This window comes from Paraburkholderia sp. J7, assembly GCF_905220155.1.
GTDB lineage: Bacteria > Pseudomonadota > Gammaproteobacteria > Burkholderiales > Burkholderiaceae > Paraburkholderia.
Genome location: NZ_CAJMYZ010000015.1, coordinates 1 through 12,863, shown reverse-complemented (window position 1 = coordinate 12,863; position 12,863 = coordinate 1). Strand labels below are relative to the sequence as shown.

General features: G+C 63.9%; 11 protein-coding genes. 4 read left to right on the top strand and 7 right to left on the bottom strand.

What is annotated here, in order from left to right:
• Positions 1-126: 126 nt before the first annotated feature.
• From U5A58_RS23590 to U5A58_RS23575, 4 genes are all read right to left on the bottom strand, one after another.
• Positions 127-1,053, bottom strand: coding sequence for a glyoxylate/hydroxypyruvate reductase A (locus U5A58_RS23590; RefSeq protein ID WP_321963248.1), 927 nt, complete (start codon positions 1,051-1,053; stop codon positions 127-129).
• A gap of 16 nt (positions 1,054-1,069) precedes the next feature.
• On the bottom strand, positions 1,070-1,945 hold the full coding sequence (locus tag U5A58_RS23585; protein WP_321963247.1) for a GNAT family N-acetyltransferase: 876 nt from the start codon (positions 1,943-1,945) through the stop codon (positions 1,070-1,072).
• Between the two features lie 139 nt (positions 1,946-2,084).
• Positions 2,085-2,459 carry a BON domain-containing protein gene (locus U5A58_RS23580; protein WP_321963246.1) on the bottom strand — a complete coding sequence of 125 codons (375 nt, stop codon included), beginning with the start codon at positions 2,457-2,459 and terminating at the stop codon, positions 2,085-2,087.
• 169 nt (positions 2,460-2,628) lie between these two features.
• Positions 2,629-2,922, bottom strand: a complete 294-nt coding sequence (locus tag U5A58_RS23575) for a hypothetical protein (protein WP_321963245.1) — start codon at positions 2,920-2,922, stop codon at positions 2,629-2,631.
• 109 nt (positions 2,923-3,031) lie between these two features.
• Here U5A58_RS23575 and U5A58_RS23570 point away from each other — a divergent pair, with 109 nt between their 5' ends.
• On the top strand, positions 3,032-3,997 hold the full coding sequence (locus U5A58_RS23570) for a GlxA family transcriptional regulator (protein WP_321963244.1): 966 nt from the start codon (positions 3,032-3,034) through the stop codon (positions 3,995-3,997).
• A gap of 13 nt (positions 3,998-4,010) precedes the next feature.
• Here U5A58_RS23570 and U5A58_RS23565 read toward each other — a convergent pair whose 3' ends face one another.
• Both U5A58_RS23565 and U5A58_RS23560 read right to left on the bottom strand, forming a co-directional pair.
• On the bottom strand, positions 4,011-4,721 hold the full coding sequence (locus U5A58_RS23565; RefSeq protein WP_321963243.1) for a GNAT family N-acetyltransferase: 711 nt from the start codon (positions 4,719-4,721) through the stop codon (positions 4,011-4,013).
• 127 nt (positions 4,722-4,848) lie between these two features.
• Positions 4,849-5,712: an NmrA family NAD(P)-binding protein gene (locus tag U5A58_RS23560; RefSeq protein ID WP_321963242.1), complete on the bottom strand. Its 864-nt coding sequence runs from the start codon at positions 5,710-5,712 to the stop codon at positions 4,849-4,851.
• Between the two features lie 219 nt (positions 5,713-5,931).
• On the opposite strand from U5A58_RS23560, the gene U5A58_RS23555 reads away from it, so the two are divergent.
• Positions 5,932-6,846 carry a LysR family transcriptional regulator gene (locus U5A58_RS23555; protein WP_321963241.1) on the top strand — a complete coding sequence of 305 codons (915 nt, stop codon included), beginning with the start codon at positions 5,932-5,934 and terminating at the stop codon, positions 6,844-6,846.
• Between the two features lie 131 nt (positions 6,847-6,977).
• On the opposite strand, the gene U5A58_RS23550 is transcribed toward U5A58_RS23555, so the two are convergent.
• Complete coding sequence (locus tag U5A58_RS23550) at positions 6,978-7,415, bottom strand: carboxypeptidase regulatory-like domain-containing protein (protein WP_321963240.1); 438 nt, start codon at positions 7,413-7,415, stop codon at positions 6,978-6,980.
• A 507-nt stretch (positions 7,416-7,922) separates the two neighbouring features.
• Here U5A58_RS23550 and U5A58_RS23545 point away from each other — a divergent pair.
• Positions 7,923-10,136 carry a glycoside hydrolase family 3 C-terminal domain-containing protein gene (locus tag U5A58_RS23545; RefSeq protein ID WP_321963239.1) on the top strand — a complete coding sequence of 738 codons (2,214 nt, stop codon included), beginning with the start codon at positions 7,923-7,925 and terminating at the stop codon, positions 10,134-10,136.
• 355 nt (positions 10,137-10,491) lie between these two features.
• The gene (locus tag U5A58_RS23540; RefSeq protein WP_321963238.1) at positions 10,492-12,765 is read left to right on the top strand and encodes an EAL domain-containing protein; all 2,274 of its coding nucleotides are present in this window, start codon (positions 10,492-10,494) and stop codon (positions 12,763-12,765) included.
• Positions 12,766-12,863 lie beyond the last annotated feature (98 nt).

The window sequence follows — 12,863 nt, the reverse complement described above, 5'->3', positions numbered from 1 at the left end:
ACCGTTCCATGCTACCGGGCCGATGCCGTTACACGCTTCGCCAAATAATTCGCGAAATAGCGCGTTTGTGGCGTTTTGATCGGGGGCCGCAGCATATTCTGCTGAGCCCTTTTAGCGCCAGTCGCTTCAGTAACCGCGCGTGCGGTCGATGAGGCCGAGCATCGGCAAGCCGTCGCGGTGGCGGCGGATGTTCTCGAGCACGACATCGACGGCTGTTTCGGGGCGCGTGGCGCTGGCGATATGCGGCGTGAGGCGCACGCGCGGATGCGTCCAGAACGGATGCTCCGGCGGCAGCGGTTCGGGGTCCACGACATCGAGAATCGCATTGTGCAGATGGCCGCTGTCGAGCGCGTCGAGCAGCGCCCGCTGGTCGAGCTGCGGCCCGCGCCCGACGTTGATGAACGACGCGCCCTGCGGCAGCCTGGCGAAGAGCGTGGTGTCGAGCAGCCCGCGAGTTGCATCGGTAAGCGGCAGCAGGCAGATGAGGATATCGGTGCGCGCGAGGAAGGCATCGAGCGCTTCAGCGCCCGCATAGCACGCAACGCCTGGCAAGGTGCGCGGCGAGCGGCTCCAGCCTGCGCAGTCAAAGCTGAAGAGGCGCAGGCGTTCGAGCACCGCACTGCCCAGCATGCCGAGCCCCAGCACGCCAACGCGCCGAGACGCCGCGGCGCGCACCGGCAGGGCGCGCCATACGCGCTGCTGCTGTTGCAAGGCGTAGTCGAACAGATCGCGGTGGATGGTCAGGACCGCCTGCGTCACATACTCGACCATCCCTTCGACGATGCCCGGCTCGATCATGCGCACCACGGCGACATGGTCGGGCACGCCTGAGAGATCGAACTGGTCGATGCCCGCGCCCACGGAGAAAATCACTTCGAGATTGGGCAGCGTGCGCGCGGGATTCTCGGGCGGCTGCCACGCCGCGAGATAACGCACGTCGGCGGGGTCGCCGGTATCGGGCCACAGGCGGAACGGGATGTCGGGAGCCTTGTGCGCGAAGAGTTGCGCCCATTGCTTGCCGCGCTCGGGGTCGGCTTTGTAGAGGAGCGTCATGGGGCGGTCCTCGTAGTCAGCCGAGCGCTTGATTGACGATGGCGAATTGCAGCACGGACGGGTCGCGTACGGGCGCGCCGTTGCGCGCCATCTTCACGACCGTGTCGACACGCGCGAGCCCGATCGATTCGAGCCACGGGCCGAGGTCCTGTTCATCGGGCGTATCGAGTCGCGTGAAGGCGCCTGCGTTGGCGGCGAGACGGTTGGCGATCAACGCTTTGGCTCGCTGCAGGTGCAATCCATCGTCGGCGGCGACGGCCACCGGACCGATCGCATGGCCGCGTCCGAATGGGCGCAACAGCGCGAAGCCGACCACCGTGTCGCCACGCACGAGCGCCACGCCCTCGGACACGTCGAGCAGCGGCGGCACGAGCGCACCGCGGTCGAGCCCGCTCGCGCGCGATGCGAGTTCGATCAAGCGCGGCGTATCGCCCGGTTCGAGCGGACGCACGCGCTCGCCCGGCGGCGGCTCGACGAAGGGCGCCGCGAAGCTGTCACCCTGATGCTGATGCAGCAGGCCGATCTTCTCGAAGCCGAGCTTTTCGTAGAGCGGCTGGCCTGCCTGCGTGGCGTGCAGCACGGTCATGCGCGGGCCGAGCGCTTCGAGCAGACGCTCCATGAGCATGCGGCCGATGCCGCGGCCCTGCTGGTCTGCCGAGACGATCACGAGACCGAGCGTCGCGCCGTGCTCGCCCCATGGCCAGCACAGCGCCGTGCCGACCACGGTCTTGCCTTCGCGAACCACGAAACCGTGCCCGGCCGCGGCGGCGAAACGCCAGTCGTCGCTGCGATGCGGCCAACGGAATTGCAGGGAAAGCGCGTGGGCGCCCTCGATATCGGATTCGGTGAAAGTCTCGCAAACGAGAGTCGAGGACGCGGGCTGGCCGGACACGGAGGGCTCCTTGATCGAAGTTCGATAGGTCAACTTCGACTTTGACAGGATGCGCGCCACGGGAATAGGACGATCCTGCTGTACGGCCGATCGAATTCGCCGACGAGTCCGCTTCTCAGTCCGCTTTTAGGTTCAGCAATCAAGGTCCGCTGCTGCGTGCCGTACGTACGGTCAAGTGGTTGGACACCGACGTGACGCCGCTCACCGACCCAGCCGCGTCGCCGGCCCGCGCGATCTGCACCTCGTGCGGGACCGACCCCGTCAACGAAACGACGCCGTGGTGCGCCGTGACGTGGATGTTGGCGAAATTCAGTCCTGTCGTGCGCGTGAAGGCGCGGCGCACGTCACGCACCAGCGCACTGTCCGAGCGGCCCGATGGCGCGGGGGCGCCTTCTTGAGCGGAAGTCTCGGCGGGCGCGCTCGCGGCCGTTTGCGCGTACGCATAACCCGCGCAGCTCGCGATGGCCGCGAAGACCAGCGCGCGGACGATTCGGCATTGACTGTTAGTTTTCATCCTTCTTCCCTTTGCCAGGTTTCCCAGGTTTCCCGACAGCCGCCAACGCATCGAAAACAAGCGGCGGATCAGTACGTTGTAGGTGAAATCTCTGGCGAGGAGAAGAAGGCTGCCAGGAGGCCGCCGGCAACCCATGACGCATGCGTGGACGGCGCCTCCTTTGCTGCGCTTACTTTCCTTGAAGGAGCAGGCCGAGCGGCGCGAGCGGGCCCACTGCCAGCAGATCGAATGCGAGGATATCGGCCTCGACGAGCGGCAGCGTGTCCAGCGTGGCCTTCACTTCATCCACCGAGCCCGAGCTCATGAGAAACACCACGCCGGGCTTGTCCTGGCGGAACCAGTACTGCTCGATTTTGCCGTCCAGGTAGAGCTTGAGCGTGGCCGGCACTTCGTGCGGCATGATCTCGTCGCGCTGCGCCGGGGTGAGTTCCTTGACGATCGATCCAATGGCGAGAACCTTCATGACAACCTCCGTGTTCAATGTTTGTTGCGACTTGCAACGCGATTGAGTGTATCGTTGGGGTCTCGTCGGCTGTACTGTCACAAACGACAACTTTAGAGGCATTTACGCCATGCGCATTTCTGTCCTGGCTCTCGATGGCGTGTTCGATACCGGGCTCTCTGTCACGCTCGACGCGTTCTCGGCCGCAAACAAGCTTTCGGCGGCGACCATGGGCGGCGTGCCGCGTTTCGACGTCACGCTCGTGGGGGTGAGAAAGCGCGTGCGCTCGGCTCACGGCCTGGTCGTGCCGGTGCAGGCGGTCTCGCCGGATATGAAGCCGGACTGGGTGATCGTGCCGGCGTTGGTGACGTTGTCGCCACAAGAACTGATGCAGTCGTTCGAGCGCCCGGACGTTGGACAGGCCATCGCGCGTTTGCTCGAATGGCAAGCGGGAGGCGTGCGCGTCGGCGCTTCGTGCGTCGGGACCTTCATCCTCGCGGAGGCAGGGCTGCTCGATCACCGCGAAGCCACGACCAACTGGGCGCTCGCGCCGTTCTTCCGGCAGCGCTATCCGCATGTGCAACTCAATGAATCGCGCATGCTCGTGCCTTCGGATATCGGCGTGACCGCCGGCGCGGCCATGGGGCATCTCGATCTTGCGCTCTGGCTGATCCGGTCTGCGAGCCCGGAACTGGCATCGCTCGTTTCGCGCTATCTGCTGGCCGACATCCGCTCTTCGCAGGCGCCGTACATCATCCCGAATCATCTGGCGCAAGCCGATCCGCTCATTCAGCGCTTCGAACAATGGGCGAGGAACAATCTCAGGGCGGGATTTTCGCTGCAGGATGCCGCGAAGGCGCTGGCGACCAGCTCGCGGTCCTTGCAGCGGCGCTGCCAGGACGTGCTCGGCAAGTCGCCGCTCGCGTACTTTCAGGACTTGCGGGTCGAGCACGCGCAGTCGCTGCTGCGCAGCGGCAAGCTCGACCTGGAGAGGATTGCCGCCGAAGTCGGTTACGGCGACGGCGCGACGCTGCGCAGCCTGTTGCGGCAGCGGTTGGGAAGAGGGGTGCGGGAACTGCGCGCCGACTTGTTGTGAGCGACGGGTCTTTTTACGGCGCGAGGCCAAGCACCGTGAGATGCATCTCGCGGCGCTCGACAAAGCCCAGCGCGCGATAGATCGCAATCGCGCCGTGATTCGACGTGAGCACGTGCAGAAAGGGGGTTTCGCCGCGCGCGCAGATCGACGCCACCAGCAGCTTCATCAGGCCCGTCGCGAGCCCTTGTCCCCTGAACGCCGCGTCCACGCACACAGCACTGATTTCGGTGTGCCCTTCGACCTTCATGCGCTCGCCTGCCATGGCGACGAGCTTGCCCGCTTTGCGCACGCCAACGTAGCCGCCAAATTCGATGGTGCGCGGACCGAACGGGCCGGGCTGCGTTGCGGCGGCCAGCGCGAGCATCTCCGGCACATCACGCTCCGTTAGCCGGACATGCTCCTGCGTGGGCGCATGGGGTTCGCCTTGCCAGACCATTTGCAGCAGCGTGGCATGCCTGATCAGCGCGAAGCCGGCGGGCGGGTGCACGGCATCCAGCGTGGTCAGGGCAACGGGGGCGTGTTCTTCGATGAGTCCTCGCAACGCGTCGAACGATTCGGGCGTGGTGTCCATCAACGCCGCAAAGGGCGCAATGGCGGGCGCATACCGCAGTGCGCCATCGTTCCCGACGGCAAGATGGCGCTGGCGGCCGGTTAGCGCGTGCCACACGGTATTGTCCAGCGCGGGCGTGCTGCCCGTGGATTTCGTTGCCAGCACATCGAGCATGATTCGCGCTTCCTTGGAGAAGGTAGGGGGATTGCGACGATAGTCTAGTTGCGGCGCGTTCGGCGGACCACAGCCGAACGCGCCAACTTTGGCGTCAATCGCGCCAATGCCTTTCGTCACGCACCCGTCAGGCACCCTTTACCAGCGCGTCGAGCACGGTGTCCAGTTCGACTTGCCCGCGGACGATTTCGTGGGCGGGTTTCTCGAAGCAGATCCAGCCCTCGTTGAATCCGTCGAGCATGCGCATGCGTGGCTGGGGATGTTTCATGCCCTGCGAGATAAAGCGCGACTCCCAGTCCCGCCGGTTCACCGCCACCGCGCGCACCGGGCTGCCAAGCACGCGGGCAAATGCGCAAGCCATGTCGCTCGCGCTCACGCGGCGCGGCCCTTCCAGTTCGACCACGCGTGTGCCGCTCCACGTCTGCTGGAGCAATTCGGCAGCGACGCGGCCAACGTCTGCGGTCGCGACCATCGGCACGGCGTGGTCGAGCGGCTGCAGGTAGCTCTCGATTACGCCGTCGTCGCGCGCGGACGCCACATCCCACGCGGCATTCTCCATGAACCAGCCAGGCCGCAGGAAAGTCACGGGCAGCGGCAACGCTGCGAGCGCCTGCTCCATCAACGAAAGTTGCGAAAGCAGATTGCTCTCGTGCGCCTGCGCGCCGATCGTCGATAAACATACGATTTTTTCGGGCTGCGCGTGGCGGATCGCGGCGCACACGGCGTCGATGACCGCGCGGGATTCGGGAAAGCCAGGCGACGGATCGAACTGCGGCGGCAGCAGAATGAATACGCCCTGCGCGCCGCTGAACGCAGCGGTAAGCGCTGCGGCGTCTTCCATGCTTGCCGTGGCCAATTCGCATCCTTGTGCCTGCCACGACGCGGCGCGCGCGGCGTCGCGCACGACTGCCCGAACCGGTTGCCCCGAGGCAAGCAGCGTACGTGCGAGAGCGCCGCCCACTTTTCCGGTAATGCCTGTAATTGCGTACACTTGAAACCCTCCGAATGCGTCGACGAGATTGTCGAAAAACCCGAACACGATGGCGGACATGCGCTGCCTGATGCCGTTTCGGTGAGACGCATTCTGGACGCATGGCGACCGAAGCTAAATGCCGCGCAGGGCACGAGATCAGTGACTCGGGCGCATGAATCGGATTGCCGATCCCTCATCGCCACGGGCGGCCGAACTGGCTGCGATTGAACGACGACATTGAGAACGACACTCGAGAACATTTCCGGCGCGATCAGTGTGTTTGCCGCCGTCGTTGACGCGGGGACGTTTGCCGCCGCGGCAGACGTGCTCGGCATGTCGCCGCCCGGCGTGAGCCGCGCAATTGCGCGGCTGGAAAAGCGCCTCGATATCCGGCTCTTCAATCGCACGACGCGATCGATCTCGCTCACCGAAGGCGGCCGCCGTTTTTACGAGCAGGTCGTCCCGCATCTCGCGGGGCTCGAGGAGGCGGCGATTGCGGCATCGGGCAACGCGTCGGCGGTGCGGGGCAGGCTTCGGGTCAACCTGGACCCGGTGTGCTACCGCGCGATTCTCGGCACGCAACTCGACCGGTTCATGGACGCCCACCCCGAACTCGAGATCGAACTTATCGCGAGAGATAGCCTTGGCGACCTCGTTGCGGAAGGCTTCGATGTCGCGATGCGCTTCGGCAAGCCGAGATCGTCCACGCTAGTCGCACGCAAGCTGCTCGATACCGCCGTGGTGACGGTGGCGGCTCCGTCCTACCTCTCGCGCCGGGGGAGGCCGCTGCGTCCCGAAGATCTTGAAGGCACCGCTCACCGGTGCCTCGAATTCCGCGACCCCGAGACAGGCAAGCCCTATCCCTGGGAGTTTCATCGCAAGCGCAAGCATGTCGTGGTGGCGACGCATGGGCGGCTGACCGTAAACGATCCGGGCGCATTGCTCAACGCATGTCTGGCCGGTTCCGGCATTGCGCAAATGCTTCTTCTCGGCGCAGAACCGCTGATTGCCGATGGCAGGCTGGTGAATCTCTTCCCCGACTGGCCTGACGAACGCTTTCCGCTTTACGTCTACTATCCCTCGCGCCAATACACGCCCGCAAAGACGCGTGCATTCATCGACTTCACCGTCTACTGGGCCGCGGCGCATTGATTGCGAATACCTTGCAGCGGCATGCGTTGCGGTCAGATCGTGAGCACGAGTTGCCGCGGCCGACTCTCTCGCGTCAACGGGAGCGCGGCTGCCTCGCGAGTCATTACGGCAGGCTGGAGATGCGATACGGCTCAGTGCTTGTGCGGAAACGAGAACGTCGCACGCGCGCTGCCGTTGCCGGCGACGTTCACGCGCTGCGTTCTCGTGACGTCGTTGTAGGTAGCGGTGACCGTATAGCGTCCGCTCGGCAGCCGCACGAGCATGTACGGACCGTGCGAACGCGTGTCGAGCACGGTCGCGCCGCCGGCACCCGTGATCTTCACTTCCACGTCGGCGACATAGCTCGAACCGGGGCCGGTAAAGAGCAGTGAGAGCGGCCACTGGCTGCGCGCATGCCGCAGCGCCGTGGACTCGTCGCGGCCAACCCCGCCGGACACGAATGAGATGTCGCCTTGCTGCTCCGTTTGCGGCATGCCCGTTTGCGCGAGTGCGCCGCTTGCCAGGGTGAATGCACACGCCGCGACGAGCAGGGTCGAAGCGATTCGGGGAGCCTTGCGTTGCCTTTGCATCGTGGTCACTCCTTACGGGGATGTCGATTTCGCGCGCAGCAGCGCAAGCGCCGCCGCTTGCGCAGGCCTCGTAACAGATTAGCTTTTTTCGGCCCGCGTCGCGCATTGCACGCTGGGGTCACGGGGCGTTGCTCGGTATTTGCGAACGTCATGCCATTCACATCGAATGCCGGCTTACCGTTGTGTTCGCAACAATCGCATTACTCGAATATTACGTTTTGCTGTCAATTTCATACCTTTCATGCGTGTTAGTTAGCGCCAGCCGGGAAAATACTGAGATAAAAGCCCGTAAGGCGACTCAATAGTTTTTGTATGATTATTTGGAGTTTTGCTACATCAACCGGCGGGGTCCACGCGCAAGCACGCAGGCAAACGTTTGCACGCAGTGGCCGCGCCAGTTTCCCCCGCAGGAAGTTCGTCGGCGCCTGACGCCGACGGCCGCTCTGCCAGACCTGTTCACCGCTCTGATCAGTACTCCATAACGTATTGGAAATCCCGGAGAGACATATGAGGATCACCCGTTGGCCCACCGCCGCCGTACTGGTTGCGATGGCCGCTACCGCCCATGCCGGCGACAGCAGCAACGACGTACCTTATCCATTGCCAATGCCGTTGATGGCCGTCCCTCAGAACCTCGGCGCGCACGTACGCGCGGACTTGCTGCTCAAGCGCATGACGCAGGACGAGAAGCTCCAGTTCATCCATTCCGAGTATCAAATGAGCGCCGTGCCCGGCGGCGGCGCGGGCTATATCCAGGGCGTGCCGCGTCTGGGCATTCCCGACCTGAACATGGTTGATTCCGCAACGGGCTCGGGCAGCACGAGCCAGAAGAGCACGACCTTTCCGGCGACGATCGCGCTCGCGGCAAGCTGGGACCCGTATCTCGCGCGCGACTTTGGCGCACGCATCGCTGACCAGTTGCGCGAGCAAGGATTCGGCATGGGTCTGGGCGGCGGCACGAACCTTGCGCGCGAACCGCGCGGCGGCCGCCTCTTCGAGTATCTCGGCGAAGACCCCGTGCTGGCGGGCGAAATGCTCGCGGCGCGCACCATCGGCACACAGGGCCAGCAGGTGATCGCCACGATCAAGCACTACGTTGGCAACGAACAGGAAACGGGCCGGCAGGGCGGCAACAGCCAGATCGACGAGCGCACGCTGCGCGAACTCTATCTGCTGCCGTTCGAGATCGCCGCGAAGGAAGGGCGGCCTGGCAGCGTGATGTGCAGCTATAACCGCCTGAACGGCACTTACGCATGCGAGAACACGCATGTGCTGACCGACGTGCTGAAGAAGGATTGGGGTTTCCAGGGCCAGGTGCAGTCGGACTGGGGCGCGACGCATAGTACGGCCCCGGCGATCAACGCGGGCCTCGACGAGGAAGAGGATGTGGGCCCGACGGTCTACCTCACACCCGATCTGGTCAAGCAGGCGATCGCCTCCAAGGCAGTCTCGCAGGACCGCCTGGACGACATGGTGCGACGCAAGCTCTACGTGATGATCAGCACCGGCGTGCTGGACCATCCGGCTCAGGGCGGCGCTACGATCGACTTCGCGAAGTACAACGCGTTCACCCAGGCCGCGGAAGAGGAATCCATCGTTCTCCTGAAGAACGAAAACAGCCAGCTGCCGCTTTCGGCGCCGAGCCTGCACAAGATCGCGGTGATCGGCGCGCATGCCGATACGGCCGTGCTGAGCGGTGGCGGCTCGGGCAACACGCGCGATCCGGTGACGGGCAACTTCTCGGGCTGCGGCGGGCTCACGTTCGCTTCGTCCACGGGCTGCGGATGGTGGACCAACCCGTGGCTCAAGCTCAATACGCCGATCACGCAGGCGATCCAGCAACTCGCGCCTTCGGCGCAGGTGAGCTTTGCGGGCAACACCGACCAGACGCAGCCGTTCCGCGCCTATACGCAGCAGGAAATCACCCAGGCCGCCACGCTCGCAAGCCAGTCCGATGTGGCGATCGTCGTCGTGGCGCAGCCTGCGGGTGAGGACTTCGGCGACCTGCAAAGCCTGAGTCTCGCGAATCCGTCGAACCAGGATCAGCTGGTCGAGGCCGTTGCGAAGGCCAACCCGCGCACGATCGTGATCATCGAGAGCGGCAATCCGGTGCTGATGCCGTGGAAGGACCAGGTCGCGGCGATCGTCGAGGCATGGTATCCGGGCGAGGGCGGCGGCAAGGCAATCGCGAACGTGCTGTTCGGTCAGGTGAACCCTTCGGGCAAGCTGCCGGTCACGTTCCCGGTGCGCGATCAGGACACGCCAACGTGGGGAACGAACGGCGCCTTCGCGACCGATCCCGTGTACGCCGAAAAGCTGGACATGGGCTATCGCTGGTATGACGCGAACAACATCACGCCGCTTTATGAGTTCGGTTATGGCCTGTCGTATACGCACTTCAGCTATTCGGGCTTGACGGTGAAGCAGGGCCCGGGACATACGCTCACGGCGTCGTTCACGGTGCGCAACGATGGCCGCGTGGCCGGTGCGGAAACGGCGCAGGTGTATCTGGGCGTGAGCTATGCCGGCGAGCCGCCGCATCGTCTGGTGGGTTTCCAGAAGGTGTTCCTGAAGCCGGGCCAGTCGCAGCCGGTGCGCGTGACGATTACCGAGCGCGCACAGAGCGTTTGGGACACGACGCGTAACGACTGGGCCTACGTGTCCGGCAGCGCGGTGTATGTGGGCGCGTCTTCGCGCGATATCCGCCTGCAGAGCCGGTAATCAGGAGGGCGCATGGAGGCTGCGTTAACTGCCTCCATGCTTGAATACGTGAGAGCGCACGGCTCGCGAACGTTTGCGAGCCGATTCAGAATTAAATTCGCCAAGTCTTTCCGTATCTATCATTCGCGTGCGCAAGCATGCAAACGCAAATTCCCGCCAACGCAATTGATTTCCGCGGGTAATCCCCATTCATTCTGAATAGGGAAACCGGATAAACTGAACCACCCGTCCGTGGGCCTTCCTCCGTTTGCGCGTTTTCCAGATTCACACCGTCACGCTTCACTGTGACTCTGTCTCGTAGTGCCGCGCGCACGCGACGCATGGAAGCTGAACCAAAAAGAATACTAAATCAGCCATGAGACTGATCACACGCGCAGTGAACTGGCTTACCGAAGGCAACCGCCGCGGTCGAATCGTTGCGGTGCTCGTCCCTGCGTGGGTGAGTGCCGTGGCGGCGGCTGTGCTTGCCCAGCACTCCCGCGTTGCAATCGCGTGGCTCGTGATCGTGCTCGTGTGCACCACGGTGCTGCTGCTACGCGTCTTCCAGCGCCTTGCCGCCCATTTGCGTTTGAGCGAAGAGCGTCTGAGCCTCGGGTTCGAAGGCATCAATGCCGGACTATGGGACTGGGATCTTGTCAGCGATCGTGCCTATTATTCCCGCTATCTGTACCAGCAACTCGGCTATGGCGACGGCGACCTCCCCATGGACACGCGCGCGTTCAACGCGCTCGTGCATCCGGCGGATCTGCTTCGCTTGCGCGAGACCATCGTCAATCACCTGAAGCATGACAGCCTCTACGACGTCGAGTACAGACTGCGAATGTCCGATGGTCAATACCTGTGGTGCCGGGGGCGCGGCAAGGCCATACGCGATGAGAGCGGGCGCGCGACGCGTATCGTCGGTTGCCTCTTCGATATCTCCGGGCTCAAGCGCGCGGAGGCGGCAGCCGCAAAGGAAAAGAGCCTTACCGAAGCGACGCTCGCTTCGATCGATGACGGTGTGATCCGCTTGGACAACGAGGCGAGCGTGACCTATTGCAACGCCGCCGCCGAGCGCATGCTCGGACGTCCCTCGCGCGACATCTACCGGAAGCCGCTGTTCGACGTTTGTGATCTCTATGACGAGCGCTCCGGCAATATCGTCACCGCTCAATGTCTGCACAACCGCGCGGCAGCGGCTGACGACGCGCAGCGCAGACTTTCGGTGACGCGCCCGGACGGCTCGCTCTTGCCCGTGGCGTGCTCCGTGGCGACGATCCGCGACGACGAAGAGGAAATGCTCGGAACGGTCATGGTGCTTCGAGACGCCAGCACGGAGCGCAAGCACGCTGCCGAACTCGAATATCAAGCCACGCACGATCATTTGACCGGTCTGCTGAACCGCCGCGAATTCGAGCGCCGGCTATCGGGCTTGCTCGAGAATGCCGGGGCACGCCCGCACGCGGTGATGTTCCTCGACCTCGATCAGTTCAAGGTCGTCAACGATACGTGCGGCCACGCGGCCGGCGATGAATTGATTCGCAGCGTGGGCGGCGCGTTGCAGCAACAACTGCGAACTGCGCATATCCTCGCGCGCCTGGGCGGCGATGAATTCGGCGTCGTGCTGCCAGAGTGCGGCATCGACGACGCCCTGCGGGTCGCGGAGGATCTGCGGGAGGCCGTGACGGTCATTCGCCTGCCATGGGACCAGCGCTTGCTGACGACTGGCGTGAGCATTGGCGTCGTGGACGTAGACGCCACGCAGACTTCGACGTGGGACGTCATGAAGGCGGCCGATGTCGCCTGTTATATGGCCAAGGAAAAAGGCCGCAACCGCGTGCATCGGTATTGCCTCGAAGATCAGCTCCAGTCGACCACCCACACGCAGATGGAGTGGGTGGCCCGCGTAAAAGCGGCGCTCGAGCACGACCGGTTCCGCCTGTACGCGCAACAGATCAAATCGCTCAAAGAGGGGCCTGCCGGCGAGGAAGTGCACGTCGAGCTGCTGCTACGCATGGTCGACGAATCGGGCGGCGTGATTCCCCCCGCGTACTTCATCGGGGCGGCCGAGCGCTTCAACTTGATGCCCCTGGTCGACCGATGGGTGATCGGCCGTGCTTTCGAAGCCATCGCGGCGGGCCATCTTGCGGCAAACGTCTGGTCGATCAATCTTTCCGGCGCGTCGCTCGGCGACGACGACTTGCTCGCGTATATCGTGCAGCAGCAGCAACGCTGCGGGATCCGCTTCGAAAGCGTGTGCTTCGAGATCACGGAAACCGCCGTGATCACCAATCTATCGAAAGCGATTGCTCTCATGGAGAGCCTGCGTGCGCTGGGTTGCCGATTCGCGCTCGACGATTTCGGCTCTGGCATGTCCTCGTTCACTTACTTGAAGCGCTTGCCTGTGGACTACCTGAAGATCGACGGCAGCTTCGTGCGCGGCATTGCCAGCAGCGACCTCGATCGGACCATCGTCCAGTCCATTCATCAGGTGGCTCACGCCGCGGGCAAGGCGACCATCGCCGAGTTTGTGGAAAGCGAGGCGATCATCGGGCGCCTCAGCGGGATTGGCATCGACTATGCGCAGGGGTTTTGTGTCGGGTTGCCCCAGCCGCTTCCCGAAAGCGTGGTCGAGAGCGTCAGCGCTTAAGCATGGCGGTTGCCAAGGCGATGCGACGCTAAATAGTCGACGTAGCGACCCCTAAAAATAATTTTTAGAAAGTCGCTTGACGATATCCCAAATGACCC